Consider the following 22,626-nt stretch of genomic DNA (forward strand, 5'->3'; position numbering starts at 1 on the left):
GGAATAGTAATGGCTAAAAAAATGCCGGATATCGGCGATTACAAATATGGGTTTGCTGACAAAGACGTTTCCATTTTCCGTTCGGAACGTGGTTTGACAAAGGAAATCGTTGAAGAAATTTCAGGTATGAAGAACGAACCTCAATGGATGCTTGACTACCGCCTGAAATCATTGGAAATGTTCTACAAAATGCCAATGCCACAATGGGGTGGAGATCTAAACTCCCTTAAATTTGACGAGATTACTTACTATGTTAAACCTTCTGAAGGGGCGGAACGCTCTTGGGATGAAGTACCAGAAGAAATCAAGCGTACGTTTGATAAACTTGGTATTCCTGAAGCTGAACAAAAATACCTTGCAGGTGTTTCTGCACAATACGAATCTGAAGTTGTTTACCATAATATGAAACAAGAACTTGTCGACCTTGGAATTGTGTTTAAAGATACAGATTCAGCACTAAAGGAAGACGAAGAACTGTTCAAAAAGTATTGGGGAACAATCATTCCAAACTCAGATAACAAGTTCGCTGCATTGAACTCGGCTGTATGGTCAGGCGGTTCGTTCATCTATGTACCACCGGGCGTTAAAGTTGAAACTCCACTTCAAGCCTATTTCCGTATTAACTCGGAAAACATGGGTCAGTTCGAGCGTACTATGATTATTGTTGATGAAGGAGCAAGCGTCCATTACGTTGAAGGATGTACTGCACCTGTTTATACAACGAATTCACTTCACAGTGCTGTCGTTGAAATCATTGTTAAAAAAGATGCGTATTGCCGTTATACAACAATCCAAAACTGGGCAAATAACGTTTACAATCTTGTAACGAAGCGTGCAGTTTGTGACGCAAACGCAACAATGGAATGGATTGACGGGAACATCGGCTCTAAATTGACGATGAAATATCCTGCAATCATTCTTAAAGGCGAAGGCGCACGTGGTATGACACTTTCTATCGCACTAGCAGGAAAAGGTCAGCATCAGGATGCTGGAGCGAAAATGCATCACCTTGCACCAAATACGTCTTCTACAATCGTGTCGAAATCAATTTCACAACACGGTGGTAAAGTAACGTATCGCGGAATCGTTCACTTTGGACGTAAAGCAGATGGCGCACGCGCGAACATCGAGTGTGACACGCTGATTATGGATGACTTGTCGACATCTGACACGATTCCATATAACGAAATCCTGAATGATAACATTTCACTTGAACATGAAGCGAAAGTTTCTAAAGTATCAGAAGAACAGCTCTTCTACTTGATGAGCCGCGGAGTTCCTGAACTTGAAGCAACTGAAATGATCGTTATGGGCTTCATCGAACCATTCACAAAAGAATTGCCGATGGAATATGCTGTAGAAATGAACCGTCTTATCAAGTTTGAGATGGAAGGTTCAATCGGGTAATTATCATATCGAAAAAACCGGCCACTAGGGTCGGTTTTTTCGTCTTTACATATATTTGGCCACACCTGTGGATTAACCAAAGTAACCAGTGAATAACAGGATTACCTACTACGCGCTACGTGTATAATTGACTTTGGAACGCTTTGGATAGAATGACTTCTATACGATTACCGAGATGTCTGGATGTGTAGGGATGCGACAAAGTCGCATCCCTACACACTCTTTTCGGTGATCGTATGGTGGTCCTTCAACCGTCGCGCTCCAAATGCATGAATACACGAAGTGCTAAAGCTTTTTGGGACGAAAGAATAGCGGGGCTTATTATCTGGAGAAAAAGCCGCCAAAGATGCAATTTTGGCGGCTGAAACTTTCTATATAGTTTTTTCTTTTTTTAGTAAAGAAGTGTCACTTTCTATAAGGTATCACATGATTACATGCATACTCTTTGCTAAAAGTAAGCAAGGAGCACATTGTACAATGTGCAAGAGTGCCCGAAATTGCATCTTCGGGCACTTACAATCACTATAGAAAGTCAACTATTCGTTTCATTCAAACATAACTGCACTTTTCACTCGAACATTGTAGGAACGCGACAGGCAACTATTCACAACAAGATTACTGAAAAAAGTGTAACTAGAAGTGACGGAGTCACTTCTAGTTACACTAGGCCCCCCTCAGTAAATCTGTCATGAATAATTCACCGAAAGCGAACCGAAAATGATCCAGTGAAAATGGATTTTCCCAAGCCCTACTCACCAATATTTCATGCAAATAAATGGTTAATCAACAGACGTGATATTCGGCACTACTTATTTAGAATTAACTAGGTGGTATACTTCATCAAATCTGTTGTCTAAATATGTTAATATAGATAGTACCGATTCATTTGAAAGGAGGCAGAGGAATGATCCAAATCGGATTAACCGGTTGGGGTGACCATCCGGACGTATATAACTCTTCCTCTTCGAAGAAAGAAAAATTAATTGATTATAGTGCACACTTTCCAATCGTCGAACTGGATGCTACTTTTTATGCCATTCAGCCGGAGCGTAATATTCGCAAATGGATTAAAGAAACGCCAGATAACTTCCGATTCATTGTCAAGGCTTACCAGGGTATGACTGGGCATCATCGGGGTGAACTCCCGTATGCATCTGTGGATGAAATGTACAATCTTTTCCGGCTATCGGTTACACCACTTCAAGAAGCAGGCAAACTCGCGATGATTCTTGTCCAATTCCCTCCATGGTTTGACTGTACAAAAGAGAATGTTGAGGAAATTCGCTTCGTTTGCGCTAAATTGCATGGATTCGATATCGCCGTTGAATTTAGGCATCAGTCATGGTATTCACCCAAATTTCAACTAGAAACTCTGTCTTTTTTGAAGAAACTGAACGTAATTCACTCGGTGTGCGATGAACCGCAAGCAGGGCAGGGGAGTATTCCACTAATAGCAAATACCACTCGTCCGGATAAGGTTCTTGTTAGATTGCACGGCCGTAATGTAGCAGGGTGGCGCAACACTACGGGTGATGATAAAGCATGGCGTAAAGTTAGATATCTGTATAACTACAATGACACTGAGCTGAAGGAGATTCAATCAGCTGTTCAAAAATTAAAACAAGAAACGAATGAGGTTTTCGTCATTTTTAACAATAATTCCGGCGGACATGCAGCACAAAACGCGAAACATTTTCAAAAAATGCTCAATATCAACTACGAAAGTCTGACGCCGAAGCAGCTTGACTTTTTTGAAGGAGAATTTTGATGGAATTTATTTTATTGGCCGTTATCGGTCTAGCATCTGGAATTGTTGGGGCACTTGTCGGATTAGGTGGTGGTATCATTCTGGTGCCAGCAACACTTTACGTTGGCATTAACCTTGGCTTAATCGATGGAATTACACCGCAAACCGTCGTTGGGCTATCTGTTATTATGATGATCTTTACGGGCTTGGCGTCGACAATTTCCTATATGAAGACAAAAACAATTGATTTCAAAAGTGGGTTCATCTTTTTCTTAGGAAGTGTTCCCGGGACACTTATCGGTGCATTTGTGAATAAAGGACTTGACCTGCCATCATTCAATCTCTATTTTGGTATTTTACTTATTCTATTATCGACGCTTCTTCTGGTACGTAAATATTTGAAACCGGTCAGCTGGTTTGTCAATCACGGCAAAAAAAGAACTTTCACGGATAATACAGATCAGACTTTTATTTATGGGTACCCTGTTTGGTTTGCATTATTGCTGACATTTGGCGTCGGATTTGCATCGGGTCTTTTCGGCATCGGAGGAGGTTCAATCCTCGTACCAGCGATGATTCTACTCTTCTTATTCCCACCGCATGTCGCAGTCGGTACATCTATGTTCATGGTGTTTTTATCAGCTCTCGTCAACTCAATCACGCATATTTCACTTGGCAATGTACCGTGGCTTTATACGATTCCAGTCATTCCAGCAGCATATATCGGGGCTAAAATAGGTGCTCGGTTAAATCAAAAGATGAAATCGGAAACGCTTGTTGTTGCACTGCGAATTATCCTGCTCTTACTAGGAATCAGATCGATTATTGACGGACTTATGGGGTGACATATGAATCACAAGGTTGAAACAATTCATTTCTATCATACAAATGATATCCACAGTCATTTTGAAAGCTGGCCGCAAATTAGTAGGCTTCTTTGTGACAAAAAGCGCGAGCATTTAATAGAAGGAGATGCTTGTTACCATTTTGACATCGGAGATCACGTTGATCGTTCTCATCCATTTACGGAAGGGACGAAAGGTCAAGGAAACATCCGATTGTTGAATGAAGCAGGCTATGATGCGGTAACAATCGGCAACAACGAAGGAATTACCATGTCGAAAGAGGCTTTATCTACTCTTTATAAGGATGCCAAGTTCGATGTCATTCTAAGTAATTTATACGAAGAAGATGGTAGTCGTCCAAAATGGTTGTTACCTTATAGAATCTACGTTACTGAGCAAGGGACAAGAATTGGTGTTATAGGAGCTACTGCAGAATATAAAGCCTTCTATTTGAAGCTCGGCTGGCAAGTGACGGCGCCTCGCCAAAATTTAAAGCTTGTTGCTGAAAGCATTGCTGCTGAGACGGATGTAATTGTTTGTCTATCACATATGGGAATCCATGAAGATGAAAAGCTTGCAGAAGAATGTTCAGAAATCGATGTCATTTTAGGCGCGCATACGCATCATCTATTTCATGACGGCAAATTGATTGGTAATACACTTTTGGCTGCAACAGGTAAATACGGTGAGTATGTTGGTCATGTAACCGTGAAATTTAACACGGATGCTAAAGAACTTTTACAAATGGATGCGGAACTTGTCAGGACAGATTCGATTGAAAGCAATGAAAAAGATATTGAAAAAGTAAATGATCTAATCAAAATAGGAAAGCAGGCAATGGAGGAACAAGTTTTTTATAATCCTTCTCACTTATCTCAAAATCTATTTGATGTTAGTTCGCTGTCCTCTTTCTTTGGTAGAGCGCTCATTGCGTATTCTCAAGCGGATTGTGCCATGTTTAACGCAGGAATATTTCTAGGTAGTCTCGAAAAGGGGTGGGTGACAAAAGAGGATTTACATTCACTTCTACCTCATCCAATCAATTTATGTCTCATTACACTCGATGGATCAGAATTGAAAGAAGTCTATGAGCTGTCATTAACGAAAGAGTGGCCGCAAATTGAAATCAAAGGACTTGGTTTCCGTGGCTCGTTAATGGGTGCGATGATTCATGAAAGACTTTATAAAAATAGAAATGATCAGCTTTTTGCGGGCAATCGGGAGGTTGTATCAGGTCAAAAATATACACTTGCAACACTGGATATGTTTACTTTCGGTTTTTTCTTTCCATCGCTTAAACATGCAGAAATAGAGTACTATATGCCTGAATTAATCAGGGATGTGCTTGGTTGGTACGGAACCACACTAATTAAAGAATGAACGACTACCTTCCTGCATAACGTATAGTAGGAGGAGTCGTCTTGAGATTTCACGGCCAAGTTACTAGAAAATCCAGGAAGAAAAAACGCAAATTGTTACCCCTTCTTATTCCTGCAATTCTTATCGCAATTGCCCTTTTTATTTACATTATTAATGCAAGGCTTGCCCCAATTTATATTCAATATGCAGAGGTACAGACAGAAAAAATCGCGGCCCATGTTATCAATAAAGCCATCAATTCCAGGACTGCCAATGTACTTGATGTCAATGATATCATTGTAAACGTCCCGAACGATTCTAAAGGGATGGTGAAATTCAACACTGAAATCATCAACAGAGTATTAGCGGAGACACATGGTCTTGTCGAGTCCCATCTTCAACAGGCTGAAGCGGGCAATCTAGCTTTATTACCAACAGATGAGATAGAATTTGATTCGCAAGCAATGAAACGTGAAGAGGGAATTGTCTTTTTTGTCCCTCTTGCTCAAGCGGCAAATATTCCACTACTAGGGAACTTAGGGCCTAAAATACCGATTCGTTTTCATGTCATAGGTCAAGTACAAGCGACTATAGATACAAAAATTAGTGAATTTGGTATTAACAATGCCGTTGTTGAAGTGAATATATTATTAACAGTAAATGTCCAAATCATTGTCCCACTTGCAACAAAGCAAAGTGTAGTGACACAGAAGATTCCGGTAGCTATGGGACTAATTCAATCAACAGTACCTCAAATCTATACGACTGGTGGTGGGGATCCGCCATCGGTCGAAGTTCCAGCCCCTCCCGCGATAGAGGAATGAAAAGGGACTTGAAAATGGTGTGGATAACTGATAGGCTAGTAGAGGATTGAAATATCGATTGGGTAGAGGCTGCATTGCTTATTAGTCACACACGCGAGATTGACACCGATGACCGTGTGTAAAAGGAAGCTTTGCCGAAGTTTGGTAAGATCGTCGGGATCTATCAGGCTGGGGTTATTCCGAATAGGGATAACACTGTCATACATTTTTGAACATGTATGATGAGCTACAAGTCGTGAGTTAGATAAGCAGTATTAGTTATCCAACAAACGAAACGTAGATAAAGCCGGCTCCTGATGCACTCTGCTGAGTGTAATTAGTAGCCGTTTTTTTATTCCCCCTATACAGGGCCTCAACCCGACTAAATGGAGGAATAGTAGATGATAGGAACATGGGTATCAATTTTACCACCACTAATCGCAATTATTATGGTGTTTGCAACTAAACGGGTGCTGTTGTCGCTCGGAGCAGGAATAGTCTCAGGTGCTCTGCTGGCGGCGTCGTTCGGACCTGTTGAATCATTAAAAAATTTATTGGAGTCAGTTAAGGCTACATTTTGGGATGGTGGACTGAATACAGGGAACATTTACATTATCCTTTTCATCCTTCTATTAGGGGTTATCACTGCATTTGTTAGTTTATCCGGTGGAAGCAGGGCATTTGCAGAATGGGCAGTGCGGCACATCAAAACAAAACGTGGTGCAAAACTGCTCACAGTATTTCTCGGTATAGCTATTTTTGTGGATGACTATTTCAATGCATTGGCAGTTGGCCAAATTGCTCGTCCGATTACAGATCAGCATCGAGTTTCAAGAGCAAAACTAGCTTATTTCATCGATTCAACCTCAGCACCGATTTGTGTCATTTCACCAATTTCAAGTTGGGGTGCCTTTTTAATAGGCCAACTTGCACTTATATTTGGTGGTGCTGCAGCGATTAGCTATTCACCACTATCTGCCTTCATTATGATGGCGCCTATGAATTTTTACGTTATTGCAACACTTGCAATGGTGTTTTTCCTTGCGTGGACCAATTTCGATCTATTCGAAATGAAGAAACATGAACAACTTGCTACAGAAACAGGTCAATTATTTGATCCTGCTAAAACAATTCCAGGTCAGTTAAAAGAAGACTTCCCAGTACACGCACATGGCCGCGTTCGGGATTTAGTCGCACCAATCGTCACACTTGTTGCAGTGACATTTGCGGTTATGATTTGGACAGGTTATTTAGCCGGCGGATCAATGAGCCTTTTGTCAATTTTTGAAAATACGGATGTCTCTCTTGCATTACTGTCGGGTGGAATTATCGCCACGCTAATAGCGGTAGTATTATATATGCAACAGATGAAAAATAATGAAACGGCAAGCTATTCTCTTATTGGCAGTGCCTTTATAAATGGATTGAAAGCAATGATGCCACCTGTGCTGATTCTTATTTTTGCATGGTCATTATCATTCCTGATAGGAAAATTGGAAACAGGCTTATATTTATCAGAGCTTGTGTTGAAATCGAATATATCGGTTTCATTCCTGCCGGTCATCATGTTTATCCTTGCTTGTATTATGGCCTTTTCGACAGGTAGCTCATGGGGGTCATTTGGTATTCTTATGCCGATTGCAGGAACCATAATGATTGACGCGGCACCGGAAATGTTACTGCCAGCACTTGCAGCAGTACTTGCGGGAGCAGTTTTCGGCGATCATGCTTCACCGATTTCTGACACAACGATTCTATCTTCTACAGGTGCAGGCTGTAACCATATAGATCACGTTGCGACACAGTTTCCTTATGCATTAATCTGTGCATTGGTGGCCACAATGGGCTATATCATCTTAGGTATCACAGGCTCCATATGGATAGGTCTAGTTGGTGTTATTGTTATTCTTGTAGTATTGTTTTCTGTTTGGACGATGAAAGCTAAAAAAGAGGCAACACAGCTGTCTTTATAATAGTAAATGATTGGAAGCGGTGAACTTTTTACCGCTTCTTTATTATGTTTAAAATAGTTTTCTAACAAAAAAATGTTTTGACAATAGTCAGATAGGTATATATACTAGGCGTTAAGACTAAAGTAATCAGAAAATGGTGAACTTCCATTCAATGATTAGTTAAAAGTATTAGGAAAGGATGATATTGTATAACTAATCTTTCTATTAACTGTTAGACTTATTCGAAGAAATTAAACTTCGAAAGATGAGAACTGAAAACTCTCTATAGACCGAATAGAAAGTTTGTTTTACAATAAGCATGTAAGCGGAAACAAAATGATATCTTTCGGAATGCTAAATCGTTTGTCGTACTAGTTCGATTTAAATTGTCGGAAGTATCAATCAAAAGGGGGATTTTATATGAAATTGAAAAAGTTTGCAAGTGTATTTGCCGCTTCCGCTCTAGCAGTCGGATTGTTGGCAGGGTGTGGTGCAGGGGACAAAGCTGAGGAAGGAAGCACAGGTGGATCTAAGGGCGGCGATACGATTAAAATCGGAGTCAACCTTGAATTATCAGGTGCTGTTGCCTCTTACGGTACTTCCGAACTATCGGGAATTGAACTTGCAGTTGAAGAAATTAACGCTGCAGGCGGTATTGATGGCAAGGAAATTGAACTTGTCAAAGTCGATAATAAGTCTGAGCCTGCCGAAGCAACGAGTGCAGCGCTTAAATTGATCACTCAGGATAAAGTAATTGCAATCATCGGAGCAGCTACAAGTGGTGCTACTGTTGCACAGGCTGAAATCGCTAATGGCAACAAAACTCCACTTATCAGCCCATCTGGGACAAGCCCGAACGTAACAGTTAAAGATAACGGGGACGTTAATGAATTCGTATTCCGTACGTCATTTATTGACCCATTCCAAGGAACGGTTGCAGCAAACTTTGCAGCGAATGATCTTGGTGTTAAAAACGTAGCGATTTTCTCTGATAATGCAAGCGATTATTCAAAAGGTCTTGCATCATCGTTCAAAAAAGATTTTGAAGCTGCAGGTGGTAAAATTGTTGCTGAAGAATCTTACGTAGGTAAAGATTCTGATTTTCGTTCAACTCTTACACGCATTAAAGCAGCAAATCCTGAATTCATTTTCATCCCTGGATACTATGAAGAAGTAGGATTGATTGTTAAACAGGCTCGTGAAATGGGTATCACTGTTCCACTTATGGGAGCAGATGGTTGGGATTCTCCAATTCTACTTGAACTTGCCGGTGCAGAAGCATTGAATAACACATTTACAACAAATCACTATTCATCTGAAGATCCAGACGGTATCATTCAAGAATTCAACAAAAAGTTCAATGACAAATATAGTAAATCACCTGACGCATTTAATGCCCTTGGTTATGACACGGTTTATCTATTAGCTGATGCTATTAAACGTGCAGGCGGTCCAGATTCTGTGAAGATTAAAGATGCTCTAGCTGAAACAAAAGATCTTGAGCTTGTAACTGGCTTGTATTCGGTTGATGAAAACCATCACCCTGTCAAATCGGCTACTATTCTTGAATACAAAGACGGCGAACAAGTCTTCAATACAAAAGTTAATCCTTAAATCAATCACGCAACTAATAGAAGTGGTAAACTTCTGCTGAATGAAGTTAAAACTGTAGGAATGGAGGGAGGATGTCCTCCCCTCATTCCTTTTTTAAGCCTTATTTTAAAGCTGGAAAAGGAGTGAAAAGTTAATGGAATGGTTACAACAGCTAATAAACGGTATTTCACTCGGCAGTATTTATGCGTTAATTGCACTAGGCTATACAATGGTTTATGGAATTATCAAACTCATAAACTTCGCACATGGTGAAATCTTTATGATTGGTGCATTTATTGGGTATTACTCCATCGCGGGTTGGGGTCTTGGATTCATCCCTGCCCTACTATTATCAATGGCTTCCTGCGCAGTTATTGGCGTTCTTATCGAACGAATAGCCTACAAAAGATTACGAAATGCGACAAGAATCGCGGCGTTGATTACTGCAATTGGGGTGTCACTTCTTATTCAAAATGGTGTCATTTATATGCGTGGTGCGCAACCTAATGCGTATCCAGAAGTACTACGCAATAAATCATTTGATTTTTTCGGTGCTCAAATAAGCAGTCAGTCAATCCTAATTCTTTCTGTTTCTGTCACATTGATGATCATTCTTCAATTTGTTGTACATAAAACGAAAATCGGAAAAGCGATGCGAGCTGTTTCCTATGATGCTGAAGCAGCTAAGCTGATGGGAATTAATGTTGACAACACAATCTCGGCTACGTTTGCGATTGGATCAGCTTTGGCTGGTGCAGCGGGCGTTATTTTCGGTATTTATTATACAAAGATTGACCCGTTAATGGGTATTATTCCTGGTTTGAAAGCATTCGTCGCAGCTGTCCTTGGTGGAATTGGAATTATTCCCGGAGCCATGGCTGGAGGTCTTGTGCTTGGAGTAGTAGAAACATTTGTCAGTGCGCTTGGTTTCTCTCTTTGGAGAGATGCTGCGGCATTCGTCATTTTGATTTTAATACTCATCTTCAAACCGTCGGGACTCTTTGGTAAAAATACACGTGAGAAAGTGTAGGTGAAACAATATCATGAAAAAGTCAAAACAGTTTTGGTCATTTATTGCTTCATCTCTAATCGTTTATACGGTTATTCAAGTGCTCATCAGTGTAGGTATATTAAATGATTTTCATTCTAATACATTAATCTTTATGGCAATTAATATTATGTTGGCCGTCAGTTTGCACTTAGTAATTGGTGTTACAGGACAGTTTTCACTTGGTCATGCAGGATTCCTAGCAGTGGGAGCCTATATTTCGGCAATCGTGACGATGAAATTCCAACTGCCATTTCCAGTTGCAATTTTAGCGGCAGGGGTTATTGCTACAATTGCAGGGCTAATCATTGGGATTCCAAGTTTACGGCTACGCGGCGATTATCTAGCAATTGCTACACTTGGATTTGCGGAAATCATTCGTATTGTTTTCTTGAATATTGAATATGTAGGTGGAGCGGCAGGGATGCAAGTGACGCATTTAACTACATGGACCTCTGCGTTTATCTGTCTTTTCGTTACAATAGTAGTTATCGTCAATTTCACAAATTCAAGGCATGGCCGCGCGTGTATCTCAGTTCGAGAGAATGAAATTGCGTCGGACGCTATGGGAATCAATACAACGTATTACAAAGTATTAGCGTTTGCAATTGGTTCTTTCTTTGCGGGAGTTGCTGGGGCTTTGTATGCACATAACTTTTACATTATTCAACCTGCTAACTTTGGATTCTTAAAGTCAATCGATATTTTGATCTATGTTGTGTTGGGTGGTTTAGGAAGTTTGTCAGGAGCAATTGTTGCAACAATATTATTAACAATCGTTTCCACATTCTTACAAAGTTATCCTGAAACACGCATGATTATCTATAGTCTAGTACTTATCATTGTTATGCTTTATCGTCCAAAAGGCTTAATGGGCACAATGGAAATAACGGATTACTTCAAGTTATGGAGAGGTTCGAAAGGAGGCAGCCAGCATGACAAGTGAACCGTTACTGAGAGTGACAGATGTAGGTATACAGTTTGGCGGGCTGAAGGCAGTTTCGAATTTCAATATGGAAATCAATCAAGGTGAACTTATTGGGCTCATTGGTCCAAATGGAGCGGGTAAGACAACGAGTTTCAACTTATTGACAGGTGTTTATAAGCCTACGGAAGGCGATATTTTATTCAAAGGGAAACGCATTAATGGTATGGCTCCTTACCAGGTAACACGCAGGGGAATTAGTCGGACATTCCAAAATATTAGGTTGTTCAATGAACTATCCGTTTTGGATAATGTTAAAGTTGCTTATCACTCATTAGCGAAGCATTCAGTTCTAAGTTCTATGCTACGCCTTCCATCCCATTTTTCTGGGGAGAAAGAAATGGAAGAAAAAGCAATGGAATTCCTCAAGATTTTTGAATTGGATAAATATAAAGATGAAGATGCAAAAAATCTTGCATATGGGAAGCAGCGGAGGCTTGAAATTGCACGGGCATTAGCCGCAGGCCCGGAGTTGTTACTACTTGATGAACCAGCTGCTGGGATGAACCCGCAGGAAACGAAAGAGCTAATGGAGTTAATCGCATTTGTCCGTAAGAAATTCAATCTAACTATTTTATTAATTGAACATGATATGAATTTGGTAATGGGGATTTGTGAACGTATTTACGTATTGGATCATGGTGTACTTCTTGCTGAAGGAACTCCTGAAGAAATCCGTAATAATCCGAAAGTAATCGAGGCTTATTTAGGGGAGGAAGTTGACGAATGAGTATGCTAAAAGTTGACAACCTCAACGTCTATTATGGTAGTATTCATGCGCTTAAAGGTATTTCATTACATGTAGATCAAGGAGAAATTGTGACATTGATTGGTGCGAATGGTGCTGGGAAAAGTACATTGTTGAAAACATTATCAGGTTTATTAAAACCAAAAGAAGGCACTATAGAGTATTTGAATGATTCAATAGCGGGTAAGCAAGCCCAAGCCATTGTAAAAGCAGGAATCTCCCATGTACCTGAAGGAAGACGAGTGTTTGCAGATATGAGCGTTGAAGAGAATATTGAATTAGGTGCTTTTTTAAGAAAAGATAAAGCGGGTATTCAACAAGATTTCCAAAAAGTCTATGAGATTTTTCCACGTTTGCATGAACGACGCAAACAATCAGCGGGAACGCTGTCTGGCGGAGAGCAGCAGATGTTAGCGATGGGTAGGGCTATCCTGGCAAGACCGAAATTGTTGTTGTTGGATGAGCCCTCAATGGGACTGGCTCCACTAATGGTTAAGACGATTTTTCAAGTCGTCAAGGATATTAATCAAGAGGGAACAACGATTCTCCTCGTAGAGCAAAATGCCAATATGGCCTTGTCAATTGCTAACCGTGCGTACGTTATTGAAACGGGGCGTGTCATTCTTTCAGGGACTGCTGAGGAGCTGCATGCCAGTGAAGAAATCAAGAATGCTTACTTAGGTGGCCATTAATTGAAAAGAGACAGTGCTTGGTAACTGGCACTGTCTCTTTCTTTGTAAAGGTAATCGAATTAGACCCTAGGGATGGTTGTTTGAAGTCTGAATATATGATACATTAGCAACAGTAGTGAAAACACTTTATAAGTTTGTAGGAATGGAGTCGGTCGTCGTGTCATGCAAACCGGAACAGGGAAACAGAACGGAACACGTTAGAAAACCCGATTGGTTGAAAATCAAGCTAAATACGAATGATAACTATACAGGCCTTAAAAAAATTATGCGTGAGAATAATTTAAATACTGTATGTGAAGAAGCTCGTTGTCCAAATATCCATGAATGTTGGGGAGAGCGCCGTACTGCTACATTTATGATTCTTGGTGCAGTTTGTACACGTGCATGCCGTTTTTGCGCCGTTAAAACAGGTTTACCAACAGAACTAGATCTTGCAGAACCAGAACGCGTTGCAGATTCTGTTGCGCTTATGAATTTAAAGCATACAGTTGTTACAGCAGTAGCGCGTGATGATCAGAAAGATGGAGGATCTGCGGTATTTGCAGAAACAATCCGTGCAATTCGTAGAAAAAATCCATTTACAACAGTTGAAGTTCTGCCATCTGATATGGGCGGCGTTTATGAGAACCTTGAGCGACTCATGGATGCTAAACCAGATATCTTGAATCACAATATCGAAACGGTACGTCGCCTAACACCAAGGGTTCGTGCGCGAGCGACATATGACCGTTCACTTGAACTATTGCTTCGTGCAAAAGAAATGCAACCAGATATTCCTACAAAATCTTCTTTGATGCTTGGTCTTGGTGAAACACATGAAGAAATTCTCGAGACAATGGATGACCTTATTGCGCATAAAGTTGATATAATGACAATAGGCCAGTATTTACAGCCTAGTAAAAAACATTTAAAAGTACAAAAGTATTATTCGCCGCAAGAATTTGGCGAGTTGAGAAAAATTGCAATGTCCAAAGGGTTCTCACACTGTCAGGCAGGTCCACTCGTACGCTCGAGTTACCATGCTGATGAGCAGGTGAACGCGGCTGCAAAAGAAAGGCAGCGTCAAGGTGATGAACAACTTGAAACAACACTGCAAAGTTAAATTGGCGGTGAAAGTTGATTGATAATTTTAGAAAACTGGCAATTTGATATACTGACAGACTACCGTGAGGGATTTAATGAAGAGGCTTTGCTTGCAAGATACAGTGATGTTCTCCTCAAATACGACTACATACTTGGGGACTGGGGATACGGACAACTCCGTTTAAAAGGGTTTTTCGAAGATACAAACCAGAAAGCAACGTATGAAACAAAAATCAGCACCTTACAGGATTATCTTTACGAATACTGTAATTTTGGCTGTGCCTATTTTGTATTGAAAAAATCAGGCCGGGTTAAACTGGAAGCAGAGACTCCCGAAACTCCTGAAGTATCTGAATAACTAGGCTCGCGCGTGGATCTTGAATCTGCCCGCGAGTTTTTTGTTGTATAGAAAATGATAAAATTCACGACCTATGGATAACCTTTGAAAAATGATAGTCCACGAACAGAATCCTGCGCCTGGAGGTTCTTAGGTTGGAATGTATATATGATTGGTTGCGGGACGTAAATGCTCGTTTGCGTGTATATATGATTGGTTGCGGGACGTTAATGCTTGTTTGTGTGTATATATGATTGGTTACGGTATGTTAATGCTCGTTTGCGTGTATATATGATTGGTAGCGGGAGGTAAATGCTCGTTTGTGTGTATATATGATTGGTAGCGGGAGGTAAATGCTCGTTTGTGTGTATATATGGTTGCTCTCGGTATGTTAACGCTCGTTTTGCGGGATATATATAATCAGTCTCGCTTACGCTTTCATTATCCCCTATATATAGAACAAATGAATACCTATTTATACTGAGCGGAGGCGCCTTACAAGGGGATATCTGTATTTCAAAATATCTAGTATCGCAAATATGGTATCATAAGATGAAAATAGTTGAACAATCAGGAGGGAAAGTCCATGTATTTTGTTGACCGAAACCAAATCAGTGAATCGCTAAATCATATGGAAGTTTTACTTGAATTGTACAGAAAAGAAAAAGAGTGGCAGAAGGATATTATCCATTCACTTGCGCTTGAACGGATAGCGAATGTACTTATCGAGTCGATTATTGACGTCGGAAATTCGATGATTGACGGTTTTATCATGCGTGACCCAGGGAGTTACGAAGATATTATTGACATAATGGAAGACGAGCGTGTTATCACTTCCGAAATGGCAGGACCGTTAAAAGTGGTAATTGAACTTAGGAAAATGATTGTGCGTGAGTTCACTAAAGTAGACGTTGGGATGATAATCGAAGTATTGAATGCCTCAATGGATGAACTCCTTGAGTTTCCAAAAAAAGTGCGTCATTATCTTGAAAATGAGCTTGGTCCAGTATCTGCCTTCTTACCGGAAGAGAAATGATTATGGATAAATACAAAGCAATCTGTCTTGATTTAGATGGAACTGTTTACCGCGGGACTGAACCGATTTCGGAAGCGGTCTCTTTCATTGGAAATATGCAACAAAATGGAATCGATCCCTATTTCATCACAAATAATTCTTCGATGACACGTGTGCAGCTTCGGGAGAAACTGGCATCATTCGGAATAATCGCAGATTCTGACCGCATCATGACATCTGCGATTGCTGCCGCAAAGTACTGTAAAGAAAATTATAGCGGTGCATCTGTTATGATGATTGGTGAAAAAGGGTTGGAAGAAGCATTAGCGTCTGAAGGGATAGCAATCACAGCAACGAATCCCGATGTTGTTATCATGGGGATTGACCGAAGTATAACGTATGCGAAATTGGCGGATGCTTGTCTGGCGTTACGGGGAGGCGCGCATTTCATTGCAACAAACAGTGATAAAGCATTTCCCACGGAAAGAGGACTTGTTCCGGGGAATGGATCGTTTGTCACCTTAATGGAAAGTGCAACTGGGGTATTGCCGCTATTTGTTGGGAAACCTGAGCCGCATATGCTTGAATTCATTCAGGTAGAAAACGGCTTTCGAAAAGAAGAGATGGTTATGATTGGTGATAACTACGATACGGATATACAAGCGGGAATTCGTTTTGGCATTGATACAATACATGTTGCAGGAGGCGTCACTTCGCCAAAAGAAGTACTCTTGAAATCGCAGCAACCGACTTATTCGTACCAGACATTACTTGATTGGATAATATAAAAAAGCTAGCCGCCTGAAAAGGGCGGTTAGCCATAATGCTCAAAAGAGCGGATTGTCTTCTATATATTGATAGATGCGCTCGGTCAGCTCGTCGTTTGTATCTGCTTCGACGATTTCACCATTGACGATTGCATACAGCGATTCTGAACATTTTGTACAGTAACTTAAACAACCATACTCAAGAACATCAAGATTTGGATCTTTCTCCAATTTTTCAAATGTTTCTTGCGAATAGTTTGCGATATTACTCATGCAAAATTCGACAATCGGATTCACGATGATCACCTCACCTATTTGAAATCCTACTCTTTTTTTCTTCGCACGTCAACAATCTGGCATTACCGGATGGACCGACTAAATTAACCACGTTCTATGGGGTGAGACTAAATAATTATATGTGTTGAACGTGTGAATACCTTGATAAATTCAGCGTAGATGACCTTGTATGGGGGAGTCGAAGCTGATTTAAAGGTTTTTTAAAATCATAAAGAAATTATTCATGTTGATTAAAATTGCACTTTACCGTGAATCATTGTGAAGCATGTCACAAACTGATATAATCGTAATTGGGAAAACAACGGATTAATGGATTACGAAGGAGAAAACTTATGAGAAAACTTGTATTATTAGGTGCCGGATATGGGAATATGCGCATTTTACTACGTTTATTGACAAAAGAATTGCCGAGTGATGTCGAAATAACGCTTGTCGATCGGACTCCGTTTCATAGTTTGAAGACGGAATTTTATGCGCTTGCATCTGGAACTGTATCGGACTCAGTCGTGCGTGTTCCACTTCCGGAACATGATAGGCTGAAAGTTGTTGGCGGAGAAATAATAGAAATCAGGCCGGATGAGAAGTGCGTCTATCTTGATGATGGCGTGCAAATCATGTATGACGAATTGGTAATTGGGCTTGGCTGTGAAGATAACTATCATGACGTACCAGGAGCGGCAGAGTACACGTATAGTATTCAGACGATTGGTAAATCCAGGGTTACGTACGAAAAACTTCTTGGTCTTGGTAGTGGTGCAACGATTGGTATTGTTGGAGCCGGCTTAAGTGGGATCGAACTTGCTAGCGAACTCCGGGAAAGTAGACCCGATTTGAACATTAAGCTGTTCGATCGCGGCCCCCGGATTTTGAGGGACTTCCCTGAGAGACTTAGTAATTATGTTAAAGGGTGGTTTGACGAACATAATGTAGACGTCGTTGCGAGTTCTAACATTACAAAAGTGGAACCGACGACCCTATTTAACCACGAAGAAACAATCGCGGTTGATGCGGTTGTCTGGACAGCTGGGATTCGCCCGGTTGCACCTGTGGAAAAAATTGATACGGAAAAAGACGGATCAGGTCGGGTTGTACTGAACAAGTATCATCAGTTGCCTGAATTTAACGATGTCTATATCGTAGGAGACTGTGCGGCGCTTCCTTATGCTCCAAGTGCGCAAGTAGCTGAGGAACAGGCGGAACAGATTGTACGCATATTACGTAACGTTTGGAACAACGAACCACTTCCGGAAACTATGCCGGAAATCAAGCTGAAAGGGTTCCTCGGATCCCTTGGTAAGAAGCAAGGATTTGCATACCTTGCTGACCGTACTGTAACAGGCCGTATTGCACGATTGTTGAAGTCTGGTGTGCTCTGGATGTACAAATGGCATAATGGTTGACAAAAAAACCTTATTCGCATAGTCGCGAATAAGGTTTTTTTTATTGTCTAGGAAATTATAAATCTCGTATTGTGGGTAAGTTGTAACGTAGTGATTTTACGTCTATATATTCGTCACTACTTATTTAGCATTAACTAGGTGATAAACCTCATCAGTATAACGAACAAATCTAGCGAAGGAGCGACAAGTGTGAGTCGAAGCAATAAGACCAAGGAGGGATGCAGTTCAATCCCTCCCAAGGGATCTTCTGGCGGGCTTATTGCTTGAGGCCATCACCAAGCGACAAAGCGGTGTTGGAAGAACATTCTATTTATTAAGCACCGACCATATAGACTTCAGCGCTTTTGTTCTTCTCATTTATCTTGAAATTTTATCAGTTTAAGATTCAGCTATATAGCCGTTCTTTTCAAGCGCAGCAAATACCGGTTTTAATTGAATATAGCCTTCACCTATCATTTCGTCGTTGATCATGACTAGCGGATAGAAGAACTCATCGTCCTGTATTTGCTGGACAATTTTTTTGTGTTTGTCGTCGGAAACAGTAGACTCGATATCAATGTAAGTGATATCGTATGGCTGATTCGGGTACTTTCTATCGATAGCAGCTTGAAGCCATTCGTATGTGTCTTTGGATGAAGGTGAATTGACACAGCTTGCACAGATGATATCTGCACCATAAATTTCAATGATTGTAGTAGTGATACTCATATTAATTGTCCCCTCCCGATTGATTGTTGGATTTTTTCTTCTTTCCAGTTTATAATAAGTATAAGGAAAGGAGAGTTAAAAAACAATGACAGATACAGCGTTAACTGAACCAGTACAAGAAGTATTAGATAAATTACGTCCATTCCTCCTACGTGATGGGGGAGACTGTGAACTTGTGGATATCGAGGATGGCATCGTGAAACTTCGCCTTCTTGGTGCTTGCGGTACATGCCCAAGCTCGACGATTACACTAAAAGCAGGGATCGAACGAGCACTTTTGGAAGAAGTTCCAGGTGTCGTTGAGGTAGAACAAGTATTTTGATTTTAAGTGGGACGGTCCGAATTTCGGTCCGTCTTTTCTATTTTATTGCCCGAATATCTTGCCATCGTTCTTTTGTCATCTCGATGAGCTTCGGTTCAGAGGATGTGCGTTGGCGTTCTAGAATGCGCGAAAAGCTTTTTATTGCCTCATTCTCATCACCGATTTTCCAAGATAATTCTGCAATCAAATACAATACCCTTGTTTCTGACATTTGGGTTCCAGTGAAATCTCCTTCTGAAAACGCTGTAGTATAGAAATTTCGTGCGATTGTTAGAAAACGTTGTTCTTCTACCTCCGCTCCTTTATCACGATATAACCAAGCAATTCGTAAGGTAAGTCCTGCCAGTGTAAGAACATTTTCCTTTTTGAACATGGCGCTTAAATAGGCAAGCTTATAAGTTTCAATGGCTTCATTGATATCACGTGCTGCACTGAAAGATCGGCCATTCCATTGAGATGTGATTCGTGCAGCTATGTCTTCTTCTGTGCCAGGAGCAAAATAAGAGGAAAAATCATCGGTAGAAGAGAAGCCACAGTGAGGGCAGACTGCAACGTTATAAAAGATTGGATTTACCTCTGGATTTGAGTAGACAGGTTTGAAGTCACTTTCGTGGGATGAAACCCGAATGAATCTTGAGCGAATTTTTGTGGTAGTGAAGTTTTGCTTACAATAAATGCATGCAACTTTTTTATCATAAAAAGGGCTGATTTCCATGTAGACCCACCTTTCGTACTAGTTAACTCATTATAGCGTATATCCTTCAACACTGGAGTTAATATGATTGCGTTTTGCTCGATTTAATTGCTATTATAGAAGGAAGAAAACAAAGGGAAGGTGAACACGAATGACACAAGTTGTTGAGGTTACTAAAGCTGCAGCAATTCATGTAAGAGAAATGATGCGTCATAATGAGGAAGAAGGGTCATTCCTGCGTGTCGCTGTGAACGGCGGAGGATGTAGTGGTTTGACATACGGAATGGGTTTTGAAACTGAAAAGTCACCGGATGATCTTCTGCTTGAACAGCATGGTTTACAAATTCTCGTTTCTAGTGAAGATGCCGGCGTTCTTGAAGGCACACAAGTCGATTATAAAGAGTCCCTTATGGGGGGCGGATTTACCATAAATAATCCCAATGCAATTGCTTCTTGCGGTTGTGGAACATCATTCAGAACAGCTAAGAAAGAAGGAACTCCAGCGGACTGCTGATTTCTTTTCTAGCTCTCCTAAATCATACTTAGGAGAGCTTTTTTTGTCGAATTATAGTTGTGTTTTTTTAGTCAGTATTTTCAAATATTTGCTATTTCAAATATACTATTGAAAAGCCCCATCAAAAGGGCTACTATAAGAGATAGAAGTTTGTCGAAAAAATGACAAAGGCCGGGACTGTGTAAATCGTCGGTGTACCGATTTCACGTGGGCCGGGCACATAAAAAAATCAAAGGTGGTTTCGATCTTCGTGAAAAGACCGACAATTTTAGTATTAGGCGCGGGTTATGGCGGTTTAACAACAGTTGTTAACTTGCAAAAATCTCTTGGAGCAGACGATGCAGATATCGTTCTTATAAACAAAAATGAGTATCACTATGAATCGACATGGCTTCATGAAGCAGCTGCAGGAACAATGTCTCCTGAATCAGTGCGTTATGATATCAAAGATGTTATTAACAGTAATAAAGTAAAATTCGTCCAAGCTGAAGTTCAAGCAATCGACGTTACTGGGAAAGTCGTAACGACAAATGTTGGTACACATACATACGATTACCTTGTTATCTCACTTGGTTTTGAAGGCGAAACATTTGGTATTCCAGGTCTTGATAAATATGCATTTTCTATTGCCAACGTTAAAGCAGCACGTCAAATTCGCGAACATATCGAATATCAATTTGCGACTTGGTCAACTGAAGAAGTTAAAGACGATAGCCGTCTGACAATTATCGTTGGAGGAGCGGGCTTCACAGGCATCGAGTTCCTTGGCGAGCTTGGTAACCGTGTACCTGAACTTTGCAAAGAGTTCGACGTTCCACAAGAAAAGGTACGCGTACTATGCGTAGAAGCAGCGCCAATGGTTCTTCCAGGATTTGACCCTGAGCTTGTAGATTATGCTGTTAAGCATTTGAACTCTAAAGGAATCGAATTCTCGATTGGTACGCCAGTTGTAGAAGCTACTCCTGAAGGCGTTAATATTAAAAAAGGCGAAGACGTATTTGAATTCGTCAAAGCTGGCACAGTCGTTTGGGCTGCAGGTGTCCGTGGTAACCGTCTAATCGAAGAAACGGGTATCGAAAACATGCGTGCTCGTGTCAAAGTAGACAAAGATCTTCGTGCACCGGGTCATTCCGATGTATTCATCGTTGGAGACTGCGCACTTATGATTAACGAAGCAGTGAACCGTCCATTCCCACCTACTGCACAAATTGCTATGCAACAAGGTGACATGTGTGCGAATAACATCATCGCACTTATGAAAGGTGAACCAACTTCTGACTTTACACCTGATTTAAAAGGTAGCGTTTGTTCACTTGGAGATAGCGATGCAATTGGTGTCGTATTCGGTAAAAAAGTAACGGGTACTAAAGCTTCATTCATGAAGAAAATGATTGATAATCGTGCGCTCTTCATGATTGGCGGAGTAGGTCTTACACTGAAAAAAGGTAAATTCAACTTACTTAAATAAAACACTTCTGAAGCACTCGCCCGTCCTTGACGGCGGGTGCTTTTTTAAAAGATAAGAAAGTATTAGTTATTCACTTGGAGTGGTTTCTAGGCTCCAGGCGCCAACCCCTCGGGTCATAAGCCGTTTTGCTGTGGAGGCAGAAATACGCCTCCTCGCAAACCGTCTTATGCCTGTCGGGGACGGACGGCGCCTTACGCTTTTCTAATTGTCTAGACTCCAACGCCTAGCCCCTCGAGTCGCTTCAGTCCTTAAGTTAAAGGCAAAGAACGCCTTTATCTTAAGGCCCTCCAGCGCTTTTCGGGTCTACCAAGGCGCTTACGCTTTTCTTATGAGGAGGATCCTAAATGTCACGAAAAATGCGAGGTAATGTATGGCTTGGCGCGGCAGGGCTTGTTGTGAATAGCGAAGGACAGTGGCTTGTTGTTAGGAAAAACTACGGTGGTTTAAAAGGTTTATGGTCCATACCGGCAGGATTTGTTGATGGTGATGAAACTGCAGATTGCGCAGCGATTCGTGAAGTAAAGGAAGAAACAGGTGTTGTCTGTCAGCTCGAAGGAATGATTGGGTTTCGTACAGGCGTATTGAATGGAGAGGTGAGCGACAACATGGCCATATTCTTGTTGACGCCTACTACTAAAGGACAGATATTAATTCCGGAGTTAAGAGAGATTTCAGAAGTCGCATGGAAGAGTCCATTCGATTTAAAGGAAGATAAGGACGTCTCTGTGATGATTCATGAAATTGCGGAAAAGGTGATCGAATCAGGGTTTGATGAAATTGAAAATATCAACCCGGGCGATCAATTCGGTTATACTTCTTATAAACTATTTTTCAAAAAGTGA

General features: G+C 40.9%; 23 protein-coding genes and 1 riboswitch. Of the genes, 20 read left to right on the top strand and 3 right to left on the bottom strand.

Annotation, left to right across the window (positions count from 1 at the left end):
- Positions 1–9 precede the first annotated feature (9 nt).
- The 15 genes from sufB to MKY15_RS12525 all read left to right on the top strand — a co-directional run bounded on the left by sufB (position 10) and on the right by MKY15_RS12525 (position 16,402).
- Entirely contained in the window at positions 10–1,407 is a 1,398-nt protein-coding gene (gene sufB / locus MKY15_RS12455; RefSeq protein WP_067206342.1) for a Fe-S cluster assembly protein SufB, read from the top strand.
- A 904-nt stretch (positions 1,408–2,311) separates the two neighbouring features.
- A complete protein-coding gene (locus MKY15_RS12460) occupies positions 2,312–3,175 on the top strand; it encodes a DUF72 domain-containing protein (RefSeq protein ID WP_187046907.1) in 864 nt (287 codons plus the stop codon).
- Positions 3,175–3,999: a sulfite exporter TauE/SafE family protein gene (locus MKY15_RS12465; protein ID WP_067206346.1), complete on the top strand. Its 825-nt coding sequence runs from the start codon at positions 3,175–3,177 to the stop codon at positions 3,997–3,999. Before MKY15_RS12460 ends, MKY15_RS12465 begins: the two co-directional genes overlap by 1 nt.
- A 3-nt stretch (positions 4,000–4,002) precedes the next feature.
- Entirely contained in the window at positions 4,003–5,379 is a 1,377-nt protein-coding gene (locus MKY15_RS12470) for a bifunctional UDP-sugar hydrolase/5'-nucleotidase (RefSeq protein ID WP_067206348.1), read from the top strand.
- A 41-nt stretch (positions 5,380–5,420) separates the two neighbouring features.
- Complete coding sequence (yunB, locus tag MKY15_RS12475; protein WP_067206351.1) at positions 5,421–6,182, top strand: sporulation protein YunB; 762 nt, start codon at positions 5,421–5,423, stop codon at positions 6,180–6,182.
- A 55-nt stretch (positions 6,183–6,237) separates the two neighbouring features.
- A riboswitch (Lysine riboswitch) is annotated at positions 6,238–6,419 on the top strand.
- 143 nt (positions 6,420–6,562) lie between these two features.
- Positions 6,563–8,134, top strand: coding sequence for a Na+/H+ antiporter NhaC family protein (locus MKY15_RS12480; RefSeq protein ID WP_342537679.1), 1,572 nt, complete (start codon positions 6,563–6,565; stop codon positions 8,132–8,134).
- Between the two features lie 399 nt (positions 8,135–8,533).
- Positions 8,534–9,727, top strand: coding sequence for an ABC transporter substrate-binding protein (locus MKY15_RS12485; protein ID WP_187046910.1), 1,194 nt, complete (start codon positions 8,534–8,536; stop codon positions 9,725–9,727).
- A 133-nt stretch (positions 9,728–9,860) separates the two neighbouring features.
- A complete protein-coding gene (locus MKY15_RS12490) occupies positions 9,861–10,736 on the top strand; it encodes a branched-chain amino acid ABC transporter permease (protein ID WP_067206357.1) in 876 nt (291 codons plus the stop codon).
- 13 nt (positions 10,737–10,749) lie between these two features.
- Entirely contained in the window at positions 10,750–11,700 is a 951-nt protein-coding gene (locus tag MKY15_RS12495; protein ID WP_067206360.1) for a branched-chain amino acid ABC transporter permease, read from the top strand.
- Entirely contained in the window at positions 11,690–12,469 is a 780-nt protein-coding gene (locus MKY15_RS12500; RefSeq protein ID WP_338653368.1) for an ABC transporter ATP-binding protein, read from the top strand. Before MKY15_RS12495 ends, MKY15_RS12500 begins: the two co-directional genes overlap by 11 nt.
- A gap of 2 nt (positions 12,470–12,471) precedes the next feature.
- Positions 12,472–13,179: an ABC transporter ATP-binding protein gene (locus MKY15_RS12505; RefSeq protein ID WP_342539747.1), complete on the top strand. Its 708-nt coding sequence runs from the start codon at positions 12,472–12,474 to the stop codon at positions 13,177–13,179.
- Positions 13,180–13,321: 142 nt separating this feature from the next.
- Complete coding sequence (gene lipA, locus MKY15_RS12510; protein WP_067206365.1) at positions 13,322–14,281, top strand: lipoyl synthase; 960 nt, start codon at positions 13,322–13,324, stop codon at positions 14,279–14,281.
- Between the two features lie 18 nt (positions 14,282–14,299).
- Positions 14,300–14,620, top strand: a complete 321-nt coding sequence (locus MKY15_RS12515; protein ID WP_067206367.1) for a YutD-like domain-containing protein — start codon at positions 14,300–14,302, stop codon at positions 14,618–14,620.
- A 565-nt stretch (positions 14,621–15,185) separates the two neighbouring features.
- Complete coding sequence (locus MKY15_RS12520; RefSeq protein ID WP_342537680.1) at positions 15,186–15,635, top strand: DUF86 domain-containing protein; 450 nt, start codon at positions 15,186–15,188, stop codon at positions 15,633–15,635.
- A gap of 2 nt (positions 15,636–15,637) precedes the next feature.
- Positions 15,638–16,402: a TIGR01457 family HAD-type hydrolase gene (locus tag MKY15_RS12525; RefSeq protein WP_067206371.1), complete on the top strand. Its 765-nt coding sequence runs from the start codon at positions 15,638–15,640 to the stop codon at positions 16,400–16,402.
- Positions 16,403–16,441: 39 nt separating this feature from the next.
- On the opposite strand, the gene MKY15_RS12530 is transcribed toward MKY15_RS12525, so the two are convergent.
- On the bottom strand, positions 16,442–16,678 hold the full coding sequence (locus MKY15_RS12530; protein ID WP_067206374.1) for a YuzB family protein: 237 nt from the start codon (positions 16,676–16,678) through the stop codon (positions 16,442–16,444).
- 332 nt (positions 16,679–17,010) lie between these two features.
- Here MKY15_RS12530 and MKY15_RS12535 point away from each other — a divergent pair, with 332 nt between their 5' ends.
- Positions 17,011–18,078, top strand: coding sequence for an NAD(P)/FAD-dependent oxidoreductase (locus MKY15_RS12535; protein WP_187046913.1), 1,068 nt, complete (start codon positions 17,011–17,013; stop codon positions 18,076–18,078).
- Between the two features lie 378 nt (positions 18,079–18,456).
- Here the strand turns inward: MKY15_RS12535 and MKY15_RS12540 are convergent, their stop codons facing one another.
- Positions 18,457–18,786: a YuzD family protein gene (locus MKY15_RS12540; RefSeq protein WP_067206379.1), complete on the bottom strand. Its 330-nt coding sequence runs from the start codon at positions 18,784–18,786 to the stop codon at positions 18,457–18,459.
- Between the two features lie 85 nt (positions 18,787–18,871).
- Between MKY15_RS12540 and MKY15_RS12545 the strand changes: the two genes are divergently transcribed.
- Positions 18,872–19,108: a NifU family protein gene (locus tag MKY15_RS12545; RefSeq protein WP_187046915.1), complete on the top strand. Its 237-nt coding sequence runs from the start codon at positions 18,872–18,874 to the stop codon at positions 19,106–19,108.
- A gap of 37 nt (positions 19,109–19,145) precedes the next feature.
- Here the strand turns inward: MKY15_RS12545 and MKY15_RS12550 are convergent, their stop codons facing one another.
- Entirely contained in the window at positions 19,146–19,823 is a 678-nt protein-coding gene (locus MKY15_RS12550; protein ID WP_187046916.1) for a DUF2225 domain-containing protein, read from the bottom strand.
- A 130-nt stretch (positions 19,824–19,953) separates the two neighbouring features.
- Between MKY15_RS12550 and MKY15_RS12555 the strand changes: the two genes are divergently transcribed.
- The 3 genes from MKY15_RS12555 to MKY15_RS12565 all read left to right on the top strand — a co-directional run bounded on the left by MKY15_RS12555 (position 19,954) and on the right by MKY15_RS12565 (position 22,626).
- Positions 19,954–20,316, top strand: a complete 363-nt coding sequence (locus tag MKY15_RS12555) for an iron-sulfur cluster assembly accessory protein (protein ID WP_067206387.1) — start codon at positions 19,954–19,956, stop codon at positions 20,314–20,316.
- Positions 20,317–20,566: 250 nt separating this feature from the next.
- Positions 20,567–21,784 (top strand): NAD(P)/FAD-dependent oxidoreductase, encoded by a 1,218-nt coding sequence (locus MKY15_RS12560; RefSeq protein ID WP_067206389.1) that lies wholly within the window; start codon positions 20,567–20,569, stop codon positions 21,782–21,784.
- A 344-nt stretch (positions 21,785–22,128) separates the two neighbouring features.
- Positions 22,129–22,626, top strand: a complete 498-nt coding sequence (locus tag MKY15_RS12565; RefSeq protein WP_067206392.1) for an NUDIX hydrolase — start codon at positions 22,129–22,131, stop codon at positions 22,624–22,626.

It is taken from the genome of Sporosarcina sp. FSL K6-1540 (assembly GCF_038620285.1).
GTDB lineage: Bacteria > Bacillota > Bacilli > Bacillales_A > Planococcaceae > Sporosarcina > Sporosarcina psychrophila.

Bases quoted from the DNA above. Each gene is read 5' to 3' on its own strand.
- sufB (WP_067206342.1), top strand. From the start codon at position 10: ATGGCTAAAAAAATGCCGGATATCGGCGATTACAAATATGGGTTTGCT.
- MKY15_RS12535 (WP_187046913.1), top strand. From the start codon at position 17,011: ATGAGAAAACTTGTATTATTAGGTGCCGGATATGGGAATATGCGCATT.
- MKY15_RS12540 (WP_067206379.1), bottom strand. From the start codon at position 18,786: ATGAGTATCACTACTACAATCATTGAAATTTATGGTGCAGATATCATC.
- lipA (WP_067206365.1), top strand. From the start codon at position 13,322: ATGGAGTCGGTCGTCGTGTCATGCAAACCGGAACAGGGAAACAGAACG.
- MKY15_RS12520 (WP_342537680.1), top strand. From the start codon at position 15,186: ATGTATTTTGTTGACCGAAACCAAATCAGTGAATCGCTAAATCATATG.
- MKY15_RS12460 (WP_187046907.1), top strand. From the start codon at position 2,312: ATGATCCAAATCGGATTAACCGGTTGGGGTGACCATCCGGACGTATAT.
- MKY15_RS12505 (WP_342539747.1), top strand. From the start codon at position 12,472: ATGCTAAAAGTTGACAACCTCAACGTCTATTATGGTAGTATTCATGCG.
- MKY15_RS12495 (WP_067206360.1), top strand. From the start codon at position 10,750: ATGAAAAAGTCAAAACAGTTTTGGTCATTTATTGCTTCATCTCTAATC.
- MKY15_RS12490 (WP_067206357.1), top strand. From the start codon at position 9,861: ATGGAATGGTTACAACAGCTAATAAACGGTATTTCACTCGGCAGTATT.
- MKY15_RS12550 (WP_187046916.1), bottom strand. From the start codon at position 19,823: ATGGAAATCAGCCCTTTTTATGATAAAAAAGTTGCATGCATTTATTGT.
- MKY15_RS12545 (WP_187046915.1), top strand. From the start codon at position 18,872: ATGACAGATACAGCGTTAACTGAACCAGTACAAGAAGTATTAGATAAA.
- MKY15_RS12470 (WP_067206348.1), top strand. From the start codon at position 4,003: ATGAATCACAAGGTTGAAACAATTCATTTCTATCATACAAATGATATC.
- MKY15_RS12480 (WP_342537679.1), top strand. From the start codon at position 6,563: ATGATAGGAACATGGGTATCAATTTTACCACCACTAATCGCAATTATT.
- MKY15_RS12525 (WP_067206371.1), top strand. From the start codon at position 15,638: ATGGATAAATACAAAGCAATCTGTCTTGATTTAGATGGAACTGTTTAC.
- MKY15_RS12485 (WP_187046910.1), top strand. From the start codon at position 8,534: ATGAAATTGAAAAAGTTTGCAAGTGTATTTGCCGCTTCCGCTCTAGCA.
- MKY15_RS12555 (WP_067206387.1), top strand. From the start codon at position 19,954: ATGACACAAGTTGTTGAGGTTACTAAAGCTGCAGCAATTCATGTAAGA.
- MKY15_RS12500 (WP_338653368.1), top strand. From the start codon at position 11,690: ATGACAAGTGAACCGTTACTGAGAGTGACAGATGTAGGTATACAGTTT.
- MKY15_RS12565 (WP_067206392.1), top strand. From the start codon at position 22,129: ATGTCACGAAAAATGCGAGGTAATGTATGGCTTGGCGCGGCAGGGCTT.
- MKY15_RS12465 (WP_067206346.1), top strand. From the start codon at position 3,175: ATGGAATTTATTTTATTGGCCGTTATCGGTCTAGCATCTGGAATTGTT.